The following is an 18385-nucleotide window of genomic DNA, read 5'->3' as shown; positions in this document are numbered from 1 at the left end:
GATATACTTTAACGTCCGTAAAATTTAGTTGCTATGGAATATAATAATGGAAAGTCAGTTTCAATTAACAAATAGTAAAGAGATTATTGCTTATTTAGCTCAACAATTCCCGAATTGTTTTACCCTTGAAGGTGAAGCAAAACCATTAAAAATTGGTATTTTTCAAGATATCCTGTCTCGTCTGGATAACAGTGACGTAATTAGTAAAACTAAACTTCGTGCTGCATTGCGCGCATACACCATGAGTTGGCGCTACTTGTATAGTATAAAAGAAGGGGCTAACCGTGTTGACTTAGATGGCAACCCTCATGAAGTCATTAACCAAGAACAGATGGATCATGCTCAACAACAATTAAAAGAGAGCAAAGAAAAGGCTAAAGCGCGCTTTAAAGAACGCGCAAAAGAAAAACGTAAAACGACACGTGCACCTTTTAAAAAATCTAAAACTCCAAAAATTGGTGATTTTGTTAAAGTTATTGTAGGCAATAAACCTATAAAAGTACAAATTATTAATATTGAGAAAGAACAAATTAAAGTAAAGGTTGGTGTAGGTATGGAGTTAACGGTTAAACCTGAACACATTATCAATAAGTAGAGAATTTGAATGAATAAATTACTGAAAGGTATTATTGCACTTAGTCTTGTTTTCGGAATTGTTAGCCAAAACGTTCAAGCAAAACCACAAGCTAAAGAACAAATCCCCGTTTTGAAGCAAGATGAGATTCATCAGGTTGTCGCTAAACGTGTAACCAATTTTTTTACACAATCACATTACCGCAATTTTGCCTTAGATGGCGTTTTTTCTGCTCAGATTTTTGATCGCTATTTCAAACTATTAGATGGAAATAAATCTATATTTATTCAAGGTGATGTTGATAAATTCCGAAACAGACAAGAGTTTTTAGGTCAGGAATTAATTGATGGCGATCTAAAAACGGCTTATGACATCTATAATCTTTTTTTACTAAAGCGCTATAACCGTTATCAATATGCTCTTGAAGTTTTACGGCGTCCTATGGATTTTTCTGCCAATGATGAAGTTGATTTCAATCGTGAAGAAATTGCATGGCCGACTTCTGAAGCTGAACTCAATACCTATTGGGACAAACGCGTTAAATATGACGAGCTCAGTTTATCCTTATCAGGAAAAAATGAAAAACAGATCCGAGAAATATTAACTAAACGTTACAAACGTGTTTTGAAAACGATAATGCAATCAAATAATGAAGATGCTTTCCAAGTGTTTATGAATGCATTTGCAAGAGAGATCGATCCCCATACTAGTTACTTAGCGCCACGTAAAAAACGCGATTTTGACTCTGAAATGAGTTTATCATTCGAAGGCATTGGTGCAACATTAAGTCAGCAAGACGACTATACTGTGATTATGTCTTTTGTCACTGGCGGGCCCGCTGAAAAAAGTAAGCTACTTACTGTTGGGGATAAGATTATTGGCGTAGGTCAAAGCAATTCTGCCGTTGAAGATGTTATTGGTTGGCGTTTAGATGATATTGTCGATAAAATTCGTGGACCAAAAGGGACTGTAGTTAAGTTAGAAATTTTACCAGCAGGTAACAATAGTAAAGCCAAAGTCATCGAGCTTACTCGTGATAAAATTCATTTTGAAGATCGTGAAGCGAAATTGAAGATCATTGATAATCAGCGCGGTAAAGTAGGGGTTATTGAAATACCGAGTTTCTACATGGGATTAACCGAAAAAGTAGAATCTCTTTTATCGAAAGCAAATAAAGAAAATTTACAAGGTTTGGTTATTGATTTACGTGATAATGGTGGTGGTTCATTAGTAGAAGTTATCACTTTAACTGGTTTGTTTATTGATAGCGGGCCTGTTGTTCAAGTTCGAGATAATTTGCAAAAAGTCATTACTTATGATGATAAAAATAAAGGTATCGAATATACTGGTCCACTTGTTGTGATGATTAATCGCTATAGTGCATCAGCATCAGAAATATTTTCTGCCGCTATGCAGGATTATGGACGTGCATTAATCGTTGGTGAAACGACTTATGGTAAAGGAACTGTACAAACATCACGTAACATTTCTTATCCAGTTGATGCAAGGTTACATCCAAATTGGCCTGAACTGGGCGGTGCTCAATACACTATACAGAAGTTTTATCGTATTAATGGCGGTAGTACACAATTGAAAGGTGTTGAGCCAGATATTGAAATGAATAGAGTGAAATATGTTGATGAGACAGGTGAACGGTTCTTAGACAATGCGTTACCTTGGGATAAAATACCATCAGCTAATTATTTGACTCTTGCCAATATTAAGCCGTTGTTACCTGATTTAGAAGCGAAACATTTGACTAGGATTTCAAAAAATCCTGAATTTATCTATATTGATGAAGATATTAAGCGGTTTAATGATAAAAAAGATCGTCAATATATTGTTTCGCTTAATAAGAAAAAACGAGAAGCAGAACAAAAAACTAATGATGATCGTGATTTAACAAGAATGAATGAACGTCTAAAGAAAGCTGGTTTACCATCAATTACTAAATTAGATGATTTACCTAAGGATTATAAACAACCCGATGCTTACTTAGATGAATCAATCGAGATACTTCTTGATTTTGCGGCTAAATATCCAAAAATTGAAAGTAATGGTTCTATTAACAACATTATTTCGTTTGATTTGCCAATCGAGAAGACTAATTAATAATAAAAAATAATTGGAGATAATAAAATGTGTTCAGATATAAAATATGCTTTGATCACAACGGTTGGTATACTCGCTGTTTTAGCCACATTTGGTATTATTGTTTGTATGAATTAAAAAAGCTTGATTAATTATCTTGTGATCATTATAGTATGCAGCCTGCTTGAAAAAGCAGGTTCTAATAATTAGGTGAGGTGTCCGAGTGGTTGAAGGAGCACGCCTGGAAAGTGTGTATACGGCAACGTATCAAGGGTTCGAATCCCTTCCTCACCGCCATAAATAGTTAGTCATTAAAGGGTGGAACATTAGGTTCAACATTGTTGTTAGAAGCATACTGTCAAGATTACTCTAGCAAAACCCCATTGCAGGCAGTCGCCTAGAATGACAAATAACGCCTTCCTCTCCTAAAGCATTTGGAGTCATTATGGAAAACTTACGCACAGTTCAGGACTTTATACGCTGGACAGCATCGCAACTTAATCTATCAGATGTCTTTTTAGGACATGGTACGGATAATCCTATTGATGAATCTAAACAACTCATTTTAGCAACATTAGGGCTATCGTTGTTTATTCCTACAGAATTTTATTCTGCAAATCTGACTAATGATGAAAAAAATCAACTTTTTGATGTTATTCAAAAACGAATTAAAGATCGTGTACCAACCCCTTATTTAACTAATCAAGCTTGGTTTTGTGGCCACTCTTTTTACGTTGATGAACGCGTATTAATTCCTCGTTCTCCTATTGGTGAACTCATCAATAGCCATTTTGAACAGCTAATATTCGCTGAGCCTAAAAATATTTTAGATTTGTGCACAGGCAGTGGTTGTATTGGTATTGCTTGTGCTTATGAGTTTGCTGATGCTCAAGTTGATATCACCGATATTTCATTAGAAGCATTAGATATTGCACAAACAAATATTGAAATGCACGAAATGGATTTTCGAGTTACCCCTATTTTGTCTGATCTATTTAATGATGTGCCTGTAAAACAATATGATCTCATTGTCACAAATCCACCTTATGTTGATAGTGAAGATATGAGTGATTTGCCAGATGAGTTTTTATATGAACCTAAATTAGCATTAGAGGCGGGTTTTGATGGTTTAGATTTGGTAAAAACAATTTTACGAGATGCGATAGATTATTTAGCACCTGCGGGCATATTAGTCTGTGAAGTTGGCAATAGCTGGATTAGCCTAAAGCAACAATATCCAGATGTCCCATTTAATTGGATTGAATTTAAGAATGGTGGTCTGGGCGTGTTTGCGATCACTCGTGAAGAGTTGATTCAATATCATTACTGTTTTAAATAAGCTACCTTTAATAATTGGAATAAATTTATTATGGCTGGAAACTCAATCGGAAAATTATTCAAAGTATCCACATTTGGTGAATCACACGGCGTAGCATTAGGGTGTATTGTCGATGGCGTTCCACCAGGACTTGCATTAACTGAATCAGATATGCAACATGACCTTGACCGTCGTAGGCCAGGATCTTCTCGTTATACTACTCAACGCCGAGAAGCCGATCGAGTCAAAATCTTATCAGGTGTATTTGAGGGTGTGACAACAGGTACAAGTATTGGATTACTTATTGAAAACACCGATCAACGTTCTCAAGATTATAGCAAAATTAAAGATATCTTTAGACCAAGCCATGCAGATTATACTTATCAAAATAAATATGGCATACGCGATTATCGTGGTGGCGGTCGTTCTTCTGCTCGTGAAACTGCCATGCGTGTTGCCGCTGGCGCGATTGCAAAAAAATATCTGCAAGAAAAGCTTGGTATAACCATTCGTGGTTATTTGGCTCAGATGGGCGATGTAAAATGTGAATTAAAAGATTGGCAACAAGTTGAACAAAATCCATTTTTTTGCGCTGACGAAAGCCAATTAGAGGCACTTGATCAGTTGCTCAGAACACTGAAAAAAGAGGGTGACTCAATTGGTGCTAAAGTCTGTATTGTTGCCGAAAACGTTCCTGTAGGACTTGGCGAACCCGTATTTGACAAATTAGATGCTGAACTTGCACATGCGTTAATGAGTATTAATGCAGTGAAAGGCGTTGAAATTGGTGATGGTTATGCGGTTGTTAATAAACGAGGCAGTGAAAATCGAGATGAAATAACCAAGCAAGGTTTTTTATCTAACCATGCTGGCGGTATTTTAGGGGGTATTAGCTCAGGACAAACTATATTAGCTAGTATCGCCTTAAAGCCAACACCAAGCATTGAAATTGCAGGGCAATCGATTAATATCCATGGCGAAACTGTTGCAGTATCGACCCATGGTCGACATGATCCATGTGTAGGAATACGAGCCGTGCCCATCGCTGAAGCGATGGTTGCTATAGTGCTAATGGATCATTATCTTCGCTATCGAGCTCAATGTAATGATGTCAATTCGCTATGAGTTGTGAAATACTTATCTTACTGTTTATTATTGCTATTTTAGCTGGTTTTATTGATTCAATTGCAGGTGGTGGTGGTTTATTAACTGTGCCTGCTTTACTTGCTGTTGGACTGCCGCCAGCCAGTGCCTTGGCGACTAATAAATTACAAAGCTGTGGTGGTTCATTTTCTGCTAGTTTATATTTTATTCGTCAGCGAATGGTCGACTTAAACCAGCAAAAGTGTTCAATCATGTTTGCTTTTGTTGGATCGGCAGTTGGAACATTGTCGGTTATGCATGTCCAAGCTGATTTTTTAAAGCTATTACTGCCTATTTTAACCATTGGCGTGGGACTTTATTTCTTGCTTTCTCCAACCATTGGTGAAAACGATCGTAAAAGTCGCTTTTCACTTATCCAATTTGCACTCATACCAGCTTTGGCAATTGGTTTTTATGATGGATTTTTTGGACCAGGTGCGGGTTCATTTTATGCGTTAGCCTATATTACACTGGCTGGCTTTAATTTAACTAAAGCAACAGCACATACCAAAGTATTAAACTTCACTTCAAATTTAGCCGGTTTACTGTTTTTTATTGTTGGTGGCGAAGTAATATGGTCAATTGGACTTATCATGTTAGTTGGTCAATTTATAGGTGCAAGACTTGGTGCTAAGATGGTCATTGCTAAAGGTCGCAAATTAATCAGACCAATGCTAATTACTGTTTCAACGCTTATGAGTATAAAATTAATTTACGAAAACTTCTTTTAATTGCTCACCATTTTAATCATTAATATTTATTTTTCATCACTATTTTACAATAGCACAACAAAATCGTTGTTAAAAACTTTCAGGAAAGTATGTGTTTGAGTATAAAAACGATAACAATTATTTACTTCACTTAAATATGATTTAGTATATATTTGTGTTAAGCAAGATAGTTTGTGTTAAGACATTAACTGATATTATGAAACTTCAACAACTACGTTATATTTTAGAAATTGCACGTTCAGGCTCAATTAATGAGGCAGCTAAAAATTTGTACATTACACAACCGAGTTTATCAACGGCGGTAAAAGATTTAGAAGCTGAATTTGGTATTGAGATTTTTGTACGTACCTCCAAAGGCGTTTCACTTTCGACCGATGGTGTTGAGTTTTTAGGTTATGCTAAACAAGTTTTAGATCAAGCTGAGTTATTGGAACAACACTATTCAAAAAAAGCACCGTCTAAGCAGCTATGTAGTATATCTACCCAACATTATGCTTTTGCAGTCAATGCTTTTGTTAATTTAATAAAAAAAAATCATACGGATGAATACGAGTTTACACTCAGAGAAACAAGAACATATGATATTATCACCGATGTCGCCAATTTACGCAGCGAAGTTGGCATCTTATATTTGACTGATTTTAACCAAAAGGTAATTTTGCGACTACTGAAGGAACATCGATTGACCTTTAATCCACTTTTTGAAGCACATCCTCATGTATTTATTAGTACTCATCATCCATTAGCGGGAATGAAGTCATTAACATTAGATGATTTAGAGGATTATCCTTATCTCTCTTTCGAGCAGGGGGAGTATAATTCGTTTTATTTTTCAGAAGAGATTTTAAGTACGGTTTACCATAAAAAAAGTATTCATGTGAGTGATAGGGCAACTTTGTTTAATCTATTGCATGGACTTAATGGTTATACCATTAGTACAGGGGTGTTAAGTACGGATTTAAATGGTTCTGATATTTTATCAATACCTTTAGATGTAGATGAAAAAATCCTAATTGGTTGGATCACATCACAAAAAGCTCAATTGAGTCTATCAGCCCAAAATTATATTGAGGCATTAAAAAAACTTATTCAAGAAGAATATGGTTTTCAACTTAAGTAAATCCTGTGGTTAACTAGGTAAATCAAATTGCTATTTTAACAAATTTCAGTATAATTACGCAGTTCATATATTCCTATATGAATATTGAGGAATGTCTGAATTAGAGATCGGTCATTCTATATTTTATATTTATTTAAAGAGGTTTATTATGTCTCTAACTGTAGAAGCTAAAGCGAAAATCGTTGCTGAATATGGTCGTGGTACTAACGATACAGGTTCAACTGAAGTTCAAGTTGCTCTTTTAACTGCACGTATTAATGATTTACAAGGTCATTTTTCTGAGCACAAAAAAGATCACCATAGCCGTCGCGGTCTATTACGTATGGTGTCTAGCCGTCGTAAATTATTAGATTATTTACGTCGTAAAGATATTGAACGTTATAGCCAATTAATTAAAAAGCTAGGTTTACGTCGCTAATTCATCATCTACTTGAAAAGAGGCTTAGGCCTCTTTTTCGTTGTGAAAAATTGACACTCTGATATAATACAGAGCTCGAAAAAATTAATATTTTATGTAAGTCAACAAAGTAAAGATTGTATCTCATGTTTCGCGCGACTAATGAGAGCTCTATAATTTATAGATTTGTCATTAGTCGTGACAGTGAAATAATCTTTTTGTTGAATTTACCCCCACATTGTTGAAGAGAGTATCAATAAGTGCAGCATAATGTTGCTTCCTGTCGAAATATCACACTTCAACATAATAAATAACAAGAGGACATTATTTTGTTTAATCCGACTCATCAAAAATTCCAATATGGTCGTCATACTGTTACTTTAGAAACAGGTATTATGGCTCGTCAAGCAACTGCTGCGGTTATGGTTAATATGGATGATACCGCCGTATTTGTTACCGTTGTTGCCAATAAAAAAGTGAAAGAAGGTCAAGACTTCTTCCCGCTAACAGTTAATTACCAAGAACGTACCTATGCAGCAGGGCGTATTCCCGGTGGTTTTTTTAAACGAGAAGGTCGTCCAAGTGAAGGCGAAACCTTAATTGCACGTTTGATTGACCGTCCACTTCGCCCATTATTCCCTGAAGGATTTGTTAATGAAATCCAAATTATTGCAACCGTTGTTTCAGTAAATCCTGATGTGAGCCCAGACTTAGTTGCTATGATTGGCGCTTCTGCTGCGCTTTGCTTATCAGGAGTGCCATTCCATGGCCCTATCGGTGCTGCGCGTGTAGGCTTTATTAATGATGAATTTGTCTTAAATCCATCTGTAAAAGAACTGGCTACAAGTCGTTTAGATTTAGTAGTTGCTGGAACTAAAAGTGCAGTATTAATGGTTGAATCTGAAGCTGATTTACTTACTGAAGATCAAATGTTAGCAGCGGTGGTATTTGGTCATGAACAACAACAAGTTGTTATTGATAATATTAATGAATTTGCAAAAAAAGCCAATTGCGAAAAATGGGATTGGGTTGCACCGGCTAAAAACGAAGTGCTATATAATGCCATTGTTGAACTCGCTAAAGAACGTTTAGGTGAAGCTTATCGTATAACCGAAAAACAAGCACGTTATGCTCAAATCGATTTAATCAAAGAAGAAGTATTAGCCGCACTAAAAGAACAAAATGAAGAAGTTGATGAAAACGAAGTGCTTAATATTATCGTCGATTTAGAAAGCCAAATTGTTCGTAAACGTGTTATTGCGGGTGAACCTCGTATTGATGGTCGCGAAAAAGATATGATTCGTGCACTTGATATCCGTACGGGTGTTTTACCAAGAACACATGGTAGTGCACTGTTTACACGTGGCGAAACCCAAGCATTAGTCACGGCAACATTAGGTACAGAACGTGATGCACAAATCATTGATGAACTAACGGGTGAATATACTGAACGTTTTTTACTTCATTACAATTTTCCTCCATATTCTGTTGGCGAAACAGGTATGGTTGGATCTCCAAAACGTCGTGAAATCGGCCATGGTCGCTTAGCTAAACGTGGCGTTGCGGCAGTAATGCCAAGTCGTGAAGAATTTCCATATACTGTCCGAGTGGTATCAGAAATTACCGAATCAAATGGTTCATCTTCAATGGCTTCTGTTTGTGGTGCTTCACTTGCGCTTATGGATGCTGGCGTGCCAATTAAATCATCTGTTGCTGGTATTGCGATGGGCCTAGTCAAAGAAGGCGATCAATTTGTGGTATTGTCAGATATTCTTGGTGATGAAGATCATCTTGGTGATATGGACTTTAAAGTAGCAGGTACGCGTGAAGGCGTTAGTGCATTACAAATGGATATCAAAATTGAAGGTATCACTAAAGAGATTATGCAAGTAGCGCTTAATCAAGCAAAAGGTGCACGTTTACATATTTTAGGTGTAATGGAGCAAGCAATTAATAAACCTCGTCAAGAAATTTCGGAATTTGCACCGCGTATTTATACGATGAATGTTAATCCTGATAAAATCCGCGATATTATCGGTAAAGGTGGGGCAACTATTCGCGCTTTAACTGAAGAAACAGGGACTACTATTGAAATTACTGACGATGGTACAGTCAAGATTGCAGCTTCAGATGGCAATAAAGCGAAAGATGCCATGGCACGCATTACTAATTTAGTTGCTGATGTCGAAATTGGTAAAATTTATACAGGAAAAGTTACTAGAATCGTTGATTTTGGTGCTTTCGTATCTGTTATTGGTGGGAAAGAAGGACTTGTCCATGTTTCTCAAATTGCTGATCATCGAGTCGAAAAAGTGGCTGATTATTTAAAATTAGGTCAAGAAGTGAATGTGAAAGTACTCGAAATTGATCGCCAAGGTAGAATCCGTTTAAGCATGAAAGATGCTGTTGAGTCGGCAGTAGACGTTGCTCCGACAGCAGAATAAAACTGTGATTCACTTCACTAGGGGGTAAAAGTGAAATTATTCAGCCTGAGGACTGTATACTGCTTTTTGCTAGCTGTTATTCTTTTGTCGGGTTGTTCTCACTCTCAGCCTTTGCTGGCTGTTCCTGAGCAGGTTTCATATGATGACGAATTAAAAATTGCTCAGATCAGCCAACAGTTATCACGAAAAGATCTTGATTCTGTAACGCGAATGCAACTTATCTTTGAGCGTGGTATTGTTTACGATTCATTAGGTTTTAAAGCCTTTGCACAAAGCGATTTTTCGTATTTGTTAAATTTTAATCCAGAAATCCCTGATGTTTATAATTTTTTAGGGACTTATGCGCTCAGAGAAGGTAATTTTGATGAAGCTTTAACATCGTTTAATACAACGTTAGAGCTTGATCCTACTTATGCTTATGCTTACTTAAATCGTGCAATTGCGTTATATCGTACAGGGCATTATCAAGCTGCTGAGCGCGATGCATTGCAGTTTTATCAATATGATGTGAATGAACCTATCAGGATTTTATGGCTTTATCTGATTGAGAAGGAGATCAACAATAAAGCTGCCCAAAATGAGCTACAAAAACGTTATGATCTGATTAATGATAAAACGATTTATAGTGGCAATATTATTGCATTTTATTTAGACAAAATAAGTGAGTCTAAATTAATGCAGAACCTTCAACAAGGTGCTGAAAATAATCGGCAGTTAGCCGAGCGCCTTTGTGAAGTCTATTTTTACTTAGGTAAGTATTATCAAAGTAAAGGTGACAACGAGCGTGCCAAAATGTTATTTAAATATGCTTTAGCCAATAATATTTATAACTATGTTGAACATCAACAGGCACTCTATGAAATGAAGTTACTTGAAGAAAAGTAACAAGGGTCATGCCAGTTTTAAAAGTGAAAATATTGTTATAGCGTAGTTCTGATTTGCCAAATAATATATTCTCAACATTTGTCATGCAGATAACTTTATCTTAGATTATATAAGCATTAATTAGCTTTAAATTTAAGTTGTTTCTATATCGAATAGTTGTTGAGTCAATATCGGCAGTTAGTTATTGGGGTGAGTTGTAAATTTTCAATTTAGTGAGCTGGCATAAATTTATATCTGCTTTCTTTATTTGGTTTAGCAAAAATAAGAGAAATCTTAATTGATATTAGTTAATCATTATCAATTTTTTGCTGACTAATTAAGCAAGCTTATATATTCAAAGTTTATAAGCGAGTTTACATGACAAAAGATGTTTCTTTTATTGACCTTGGTTTATCCGAGGATATCCTTAATGCATTAAATGATCTTGGTTTTAGCAAACCATCACCTATTCAATCTGAATGTATACCTCTATTATTAGAAGGTAACGATGTATTGGGAATGGCGCAAACTGGTAGTGGTAAAACTGCCGCATTTTCAATCCCTTTTTTAATGAATATTGATGCAAACTTAAAAGCACCACAACTTTTAGTTCTAGCTCCAACACGCGAGCTAGCTATGCAAGTTGCAGATGCTTGTTCTGAATATTCAAAATACATGAAAGGCGTAAAAGTACTAGCTTTATATGGCGGGCAGCGTTATGACGTGCAATTACGTGCGTTAAAACAAGGGCCACAAATAGTGGTTGGTACACCAGGGCGTTTGCTTGATCACTTAAATCGTAAAACATTAGATCTTTCTAATTTGAAAGGTTTAGTGCTTGATGAAGCTGACGAAATGTTAAGAATGGGCTTTATTGATGATGTTGAAAGCATCATGGCAACCATTCCCGAAAATCATCAAACAGCATTATTTTCAGCAACGATGCCAGCGCCAATTCGTCGTATTACTAAACGATTTATGCATAATCCAAAAGAAGTTCAAATTAAAGGTACTAATCAAACAGCGCCTGATATTGACCAAAGTTATTGGCTTGTTCGAGGTATGCGTAAAAATGAAGCGATTGTTCGCTTTTTAGAAGCTGAAGATTTTGATGCAGCGATTATTTTTGTTCGAACAAAATCGGCTACTTTAGATGTGGCAGAAGTGCTTGAAAAACACGGTTATAGTTGTGCCGCTTTAAATGGCGATATGACACAACAACTGCGTGAACAAACATTAGATCGTTTACGTAATGGTCGATTAGATATCTTAATTGCAACAGATGTTGCGGCTCGTGGTTTAGATGTTGAGCGCATCAGCTTAGTTATCAATTATGATATTACGTTAGATTCAGAATCTTATGTTCACCGTATCGGACGTACTGGCCGAGCTGGCCGAGCAGGTCGTGCTATTTTATTCGTTGATAGTCGTGAACGTCGCTTGCTTAAAAATATCGAACATACCATAAAAAAACCAATTCCAGAAGTTGGATTGCCATCTAAAGAGTTGCTCGAAAAACGTCGTTTAGCTAAATTTACGGAGCAAGTCCAAAAACAGTTAGAAAGTAGTGATTTAGATCAATACCAAAATTTATTAGCGCAAATACAAGCCGAAAGTGGTACTGATCTTGAAACAATTGCCACTGCATTGCTCAAATTAGCGCAAGGTGAACGTCCACTGATTCTTCCACCTGATCCGGTATTTAAACCATCTCGTGACACTCGTGATCGAGATAACCGTGGTGGTGAGCGTCGTCTACGAGGAGATAATCGCGAAACACCAAAACGTCGTGAGCGTCGCGATGTGGGTGATATGGATATGTACCGTATCGAACTTGGTAAAGAAAACGGTGTTGAAGTGCGGCATATCGTTGGTGCAATTGCCAATGAGGCCGATATTAGTAGCCGTTATATTGGTAATATTAAACTTTATGATACTTATTCAACTGTTGAATTACCAAAAGGCATGCCAAAAGACATGTTAAAACACTTTGAAAAAGTAAGAGTTCTTAATCAGCCAATGAAAATGAGTTTGGTTAATGGCACCATGTCTGAATCTAAGCGAAGTCGTAAAGGTAGCAAATCTGAAACATCAGATAAAGGATTTGCTAAAAAACGTGGTCGTCCTTCAGCGCCTAAATTTTAATAATGTAACCTCTGCCGTCTGGCAGAGGTTTGTTCATTTCATCTTATTTGCACAACTATTGTCAAAGTAGTTTATTGTTATATTCTGCCAACATTTCTTTAGAAAACTAATTATATGACAGCTAGGAAAACAATGGGTTGTTTACACTTTATGATGAATCATCCAAAAAGCTCATAAAACGTTTTACCTGCAATCGCTGAAACTTTTCGTTTTCTATCTTTTGACTTACCCAGTTATTTTAGGGCTAGCTGGTTTTGTGAATTTCTAATGGATACGATGCGAGCACACGTTTGAACAAATGAGAGATGGCAAAGCCTCAATTTATCCTGAAACGGTATAGAATCCTGAATATTTTTTACAAAAAATATAACCCAAAAGATGAATAGTTGGATAAATATCCGATATTGAGCACACAACTCACCTAGAAAATGATGCTATCTGTTTTCTTGTTTAATATTCAATGTGAGTCATGTTATTGAATGTTTAATGAGGTCTTTCAGTGCGATAAATAGTTGGACGATTGACCATAAAGCAGTTAGCCAAATCGGTGACGGTGATTTTTTTATGAGATAAGCGCCGTATCGCTTGTTTGGGAGACGCGTTATACAGTCGTTTTTCAACTTACGTTAAACAACGCGAATAATTCCGATATATGACTTACAAACTCAATCAAAATTTGTTAAAGCGGTTAGCTATCGAGTTATTTTAAATAACTAAAACAAAACAGAGTTAGCACTTTGCCCTAAGTTATGATTGAGAGTATACTATTGACCATATAAACTGGTAAATAGAGGTGTAGAGCATGACAGATTCTTTAAACAAATGTAAAGCAAACGAAACAGCAGCATGTTGTTGCGTGGATGTGGGTACAATAATTGACAACGAGGATTGTAGCGCTGAATATGAGCGTGTTTTTGCGACAGAATCTGAAGCTCAACAAAAGTTGGCATCATTAACACAAGCTGCCAAAGATGTTGAAACTGAGCCTTGCAAAATTGAGAGTAATATTGAAAAAATTAATGATGGCTTTAAATTATCAGTAAAATTCACTTTTTGCTGTGGTGCAGAATCCATGATTTTCCAATTAAAATTACGTTAATTAAATATTGATGAAAGTTTGTATTATGAGACATGGTGAAGCAGGATTTTCTGCTTCATCAGATTCAAGTCGAACATTAACAGATTATGGTATTATTCAGTCAAATCAAGCTGGAATATGGCTTAAACAGCAAAATTATCAATTTGATTTTGGTTTAGTGAGTCCTTATCTACGAGCACAACAAACATTGACAGAATTATCATCGCACGTTCGTGTCGACAAAGTTGAAACTAATCGATTTTTAGTACCTAGTGGTAGCCCATCTCATATTGTTGACATATTAACATTATTGTTAGCCGATGGGATTGAAAATGTGATTGTGGTATCACATTTGCCATTAGTAGGATATTTAGTTAATGAACTTTGTCCACATGTTTCTCCGCCTATGTTTCCTACTGCTGCAATTGCTTGTGTTAATTTATTGCCAGACTCTGCAGGAAAACTTGAATGGTTTCATCAAGCAGAGTAAAAAAACTCAATCTTTTTGATTTACCTTTAACTGGTCGAACCTTAATTGAAGCATCGGCAGGAACAGGTAAAACTTATTCGCTCGCCTTTATTTATTTAAGATTATTGCTTGGTATTGGTCAAAATAGTTACCCAAGACCTTTAGACGTTAATGAAATTTTGGTTGTTACTTTTACTAAAGCTGCAACTCAAGAGCTACGTTCACGGATAAGACAAAATATTCAAGAATTACGAATTGGACTATTACAACAGCAGCATAAAGATCCGATTTATCAACAACTCATTGAGTTAATCGATGATCACAAATTAGCAATACAACAACTTACTGTAGCTCAACAATCAATGGATGACGCGGCAATTTATACTATTCATAGTTTTTGTCAGCGTATATTAACTAGCCATGCGTTTGAGTCAGGTGTTTTATTTGAACAAAAGCTAATTTCTGATGAATCTCAACTGAAATTAAGGGTAACACAAGAGTTTTGGCGTCACTATTTTACACCACTTGATAAACAGCTTGCTTATTTGGTACTTGCTACATGGCAAGATCCAGCCGCATTATTAAAAGATATCACACCTTATTTAGGTTTAAATCTTAACAATACTAACAAACTAAATCCAGATATCGGTACAACAATTAAGGCGTTTTATCTAAAAAATTATGAAATAATTGAAAATGTTAAAAAGTCTTGGTTAGATTTATCTGATGAATTAGTCAATATCATTACTCAATCAGGTGTCAGCAAACAATCTTATAATAGCCGACATTTACCCAATTGGGTCATTAAAGTATCAGCATGGGCTAACAGCGCAACTCAAACGTTTGAATTACCAGATGAACTTAAAAAATTTAAGCAATCGGTATTAATCGAAAAGACAAAAGAAGGAAAGAATGCGCCATGTCATTTTGTTTTTGAACAAATTGACGATCTATATACACAGTCGTTGGACTTGCGTAGCCAAATCTTAATGGATATTGTTAGCGTGATTCAAAAAGGGCTTTATGACGAAAAGCTCAAACATGGTGAAATGAGCTTTGATGATCTTATTGGGCAACTTAATCGCGCGTTACAAGCAAAAACAGGTAAACGATTAGCGCAATCTATAGCGTCAAAATACCGCGTTGCTTTGATTGACGAATTTCAAGATACCGATCCCACGCAGTATCAAATTTTTAACCGTATTTACGATAACCAACAGCCAGATCGAGGTTTACTCTTTATTGGCGATCCCAAGCAAGCGATTTACAGCTTTCGGGGTGCTGATATATTCACTTATTTAAAAGCTAAACAATCGACTGGAGAAAATTATTTTACTATGGATGTCAACCATCGTTCATCGGTTTCGATGGTTAAAGCGGTTAATCAATTGTTCGCTAATTGTAATAATCCATTTATATTTGAAGATATTCCGTTTTTACCCATGGATGCGGCAAAAAGGAATCAACAAAAGTCTTTGCAAGTGAATAACCAAGAAGTTGCCGCACTCACAGCTTATTTACTGCCTGATGGCATTGCAACCAATACAGATTATCAAGAACATATAGCAAGTTGTTGTGCTAATCAAATTGTGTCTTTATTGTCTAATTCTTCAATATTAATTGATAATGAAGAAAAACAACGTCCTGTAACTACAGCTGATATTGCGATCTTAGTGCGCACAGGGCGTGAAGCCGAAATTATTCAACAAAAATTGTCCAATTACGGTGTTAAAAGCGTCTATTTATCAAATAATAGTAGTGTTTTTTCTTCAATTGAGGCCAATGATGTATTGAGTTTATTGCAAGCCGTCTTAATGCCTGAAAACGAAACAACATTAAGGCTAGCATTAATGACATCATTATTAGGGCAAAGCATGACTGAACTTGAACAAATCACTGATGATCAAGACAGATGGGAAAGTTTAGTTGAAGAATTCAAACAATACCAAGCAATTTGGCAATATTATGGTGTATTAGTGATGTTACGCCGAATGATGAAAAAACGTCATTTAGCTGAAAACATATTAGCTCGCCAAGATGGTGAACGAACGTTAACCAATTTAATGCATTTAGGCGAGTTACTCCAAGAAGCATCAAATGAATTAGATAGTCCGCATGCGTTAATTCGTTGGTTGACAAAACAAATAGTTAGCCCCGATCCTAATTTAGAAAATCACCAGCAACGCCTTGAAAGTGACGAAAACCTTGTCAAAATAATTACTATTCATAAATCCAAAGGGCTAGAATTCCCAATTGTGTGGTTGCCATTTATTTCGATGTATCGTGAGGCGGATAGTCAATTTTATCATGATAAAGACAATGACTATCAAACAACCTATGCATGGTTACTGACCGACGAGATTAAACAACAGATAGAAAATGAACGCCTTGCTGAAGATTTGCGGTTATTATATGTAGCAATGACCCGATCGGTTTATCATTGCAGTATTGGGCTTGCGTCGTTGAAGAAAAGTCAATCAGCGATTAATCATTTATTAAAAAATGAACTAAGATCAATTGCCAATATGGCCAATTTAGTTGAAGTACAATTACCGATAGAGAACGAACAGTATATTTCTCAAATTTTACCAAGCCAATCATTATCGGCAAATGAGTTTTCGCGTAAGCTATCAAGCAGTTGGCGAGTCACAAGTTATACTGAATTACAAAAACATAATCATACCATATTGGCTTACAATCCCGATATTATTAATGATTGGGATGAGCTCCAACTTGAATCTGCTAGTGCTCCGTCAACCGATATACAATATGATATCCACCACTTTCCGAAAGGGGCATATGTGGGTACATTAATGCACAGCATTATGGAAGATATCACACCAGATAACCTTGATGAATTATGTAATCAAATGGTAAAAAAACTCAATTTAGAGCCAGCATGGAGTGGTGTAGTAACGAATTGGATGCAACAAGTATTGACTACACAACTGCATGCTCCAAATTTAATATTATCGCAAGTGTTAATGGGGCAACATATTAACGAATTACAATTTTATCTTCCTATACGAAAAACCGTAACTAGCCAGCAGTTAGATAATCTTTGCAAACAATATGATCGTTTATCAAGATTATGCCCTAAATTAGATTTTGATTCGGTACAAGGCATGCTAAGGGGATTTATTGATTTAGTGTTTAAATTTGAAGGGAAATATTATGTGGTTGATTATAAATCAAATTGGTTAGGTGAATGCGTTGACTCTTATAATCAAGAAGCACTAGAAAAAGTGATGTGTGAACATCGCTACGACCTACAATACCAACTTTACTGTTTAGCCTTGCATCGCTTTTTAAAAGGTCGTTTAACCAATTACCAATATCAAACCCATTTTGGGGGTGTTTACTATCTCTTTTTGCGTGGTATGCCAGAGCATGGCATCTTTTACCATCTACCTGAGCAGGCGTTTATCGAAGAGCTTGATAAGCTATTTGAGGGGGAAGTGTTAAATGAGCTATAAGCCGTTAAAACTTTCAGTGTTGAAAATAGATTAAATAACTAAAAATAAGGCACAAATAATGAGTGCCTTATTTTTTATCTAATTAGTTGTTTTAATTGACATGAACGGCTTTCTAAATTAAAAAAGGCGTAATTCTTGTTAAAAATATTCAGGATTCTATACCGTTTCAGCGTGAAATTATTTTAAATTTAATGATTTAATAAATTTTATTGAGAAAGAATAAAGTTGCTTACATTGCTTGTTCAATAAAGGTGTTTTTAAATGCAAGCATTTAATAAATTATTTTTGATAAAAAATAAGATTGCTTAAATCCCTTGTTCAACAAAGGCGTTAAGCCGCTATCACTTACCGTTTTAACTAACTAAAATTATTCATATTAAACAAAGATATTGATTAAAAAAGTTAAACTTTGCGTTAAAATCGTTTATACTCTGTTTGCATTATCGCTTATATTGAAAATAGTCAGCATAAAAACAATGATATCGCGATAAACCAATAGCATAATAAAAATAAACGGTATGAATTTTAGGAATAA

14 protein-coding genes and 1 tRNA gene are annotated in these 18385 nt (G+C 35.7%); all 15 read left to right on the top strand.

Annotated elements, in window-relative coordinates; all coding sequences use genetic code 11:
* Window positions 1-46 precede the first annotated feature (46 nt).
* On the top strand, window positions 47-595 hold the full coding sequence (gene proQ, locus ACYIAM_RS00075; protein WP_174797315.1) for an RNA chaperone ProQ: 549 nt from the start codon (window positions 47-49) through the stop codon (window positions 593-595).
* A gap of 9 nt (window positions 596-604) precedes the next feature.
* Window positions 605-2686 (top strand): carboxy terminal-processing peptidase, encoded by a 2082-nt coding sequence (gene prc, locus ACYIAM_RS00070; RefSeq protein ID WP_483746835.1) that lies wholly within the window; start codon window positions 605-607, stop codon window positions 2684-2686.
* 27 nt (window positions 2687-2713) lie between these two features.
* On the top strand, window positions 2714-2803 hold the full coding sequence (gene cydH, locus ACYIAM_RS00065) for a cytochrome bd-I oxidase subunit CydH (protein WP_174797313.1): 90 nt from the start codon (window positions 2714-2716) through the stop codon (window positions 2801-2803).
* A gap of 71 nt (window positions 2804-2874) precedes the next feature.
* A tRNA-Ser gene (locus ACYIAM_RS00060) sits at window positions 2875-2962 on the top strand.
* 148 nt (window positions 2963-3110) lie between these two features.
* Window positions 3111-4004, top strand: coding sequence for a 50S ribosomal protein L3 N(5)-glutamine methyltransferase (prmB, locus tag ACYIAM_RS00055; protein WP_483746834.1), 894 nt, complete (start codon window positions 3111-3113; stop codon window positions 4002-4004).
* 30 nt (window positions 4005-4034) lie between these two features.
* The gene (gene aroC / locus ACYIAM_RS00050; protein WP_174797311.1) at window positions 4035-5108 is read left to right on the top strand and encodes a chorismate synthase; all 1074 of its coding nucleotides are present in this window, start codon (window positions 4035-4037) and stop codon (window positions 5106-5108) included.
* Window positions 5105-5857 carry a TSUP family transporter gene (locus tag ACYIAM_RS00045; protein ID WP_483746833.1) on the top strand — a complete coding sequence of 251 codons (753 nt, stop codon included), beginning with the start codon at window positions 5105-5107 and terminating at the stop codon, window positions 5855-5857. The genes aroC and ACYIAM_RS00045 overlap by 4 nt, the downstream gene beginning before the upstream one ends.
* A 196-nt stretch (window positions 5858-6053) precedes the next feature.
* The gene (locus ACYIAM_RS00040) at window positions 6054-6977 is read left to right on the top strand and encodes a LysR family transcriptional regulator (protein ID WP_483746832.1); all 924 of its coding nucleotides are present in this window, start codon (window positions 6054-6056) and stop codon (window positions 6975-6977) included.
* Between the two features lie 148 nt (window positions 6978-7125).
* Window positions 7126-7395 (top strand): 30S ribosomal protein S15, encoded by a 270-nt coding sequence (gene rpsO / locus ACYIAM_RS00035; RefSeq protein WP_065567223.1) that lies wholly within the window; start codon window positions 7126-7128, stop codon window positions 7393-7395.
* 308 nt (window positions 7396-7703) lie between these two features.
* The gene (gene pnp / locus ACYIAM_RS00030; RefSeq protein WP_174797308.1) at window positions 7704-9818 is read left to right on the top strand and encodes a polyribonucleotide nucleotidyltransferase; all 2115 of its coding nucleotides are present in this window, start codon (window positions 7704-7706) and stop codon (window positions 9816-9818) included.
* 30 nt (window positions 9819-9848) lie between these two features.
* Window positions 9849-10703 carry a lipoprotein NlpI gene (nlpI, locus tag ACYIAM_RS00025; RefSeq protein WP_483746831.1) on the top strand — a complete coding sequence of 285 codons (855 nt, stop codon included), beginning with the start codon at window positions 9849-9851 and terminating at the stop codon, window positions 10701-10703.
* A gap of 357 nt (window positions 10704-11060) precedes the next feature.
* Window positions 11061-12827, top strand: a complete 1767-nt coding sequence (locus ACYIAM_RS00020) for a DEAD/DEAH family ATP-dependent RNA helicase (RefSeq protein ID WP_483746830.1) — start codon at window positions 11061-11063, stop codon at window positions 12825-12827.
* 802 nt (window positions 12828-13629) lie between these two features.
* Entirely contained in the window at window positions 13630-13926 is a 297-nt protein-coding gene (locus ACYIAM_RS00015) for a YfcZ/YiiS family protein (RefSeq protein ID WP_085247387.1), read from the top strand.
* Between the two features lie 25 nt (window positions 13927-13951).
* A complete protein-coding gene (gene sixA, locus ACYIAM_RS00010; RefSeq protein WP_483746829.1) occupies window positions 13952-14395 on the top strand; it encodes a phosphohistidine phosphatase SixA in 444 nt (147 codons plus the stop codon).
* Window positions 14374-17850 carry an exodeoxyribonuclease V subunit beta gene (gene recB / locus ACYIAM_RS00005; protein ID WP_483746828.1) on the top strand — a complete coding sequence of 1159 codons (3477 nt, stop codon included), beginning with the start codon at window positions 14374-14376 and terminating at the stop codon, window positions 17848-17850. Before sixA ends, recB begins: the two co-directional genes overlap by 22 nt.
* Window positions 17851-18385 lie beyond the last annotated feature (535 nt).

It is taken from the genome of Gilliamella sp. X-60, from assembly GCF_057063585.1.
Note: the sequence above shows the minus strand (reverse complement) of the source record. Positions and strands in the feature narration are given on the sequence as shown.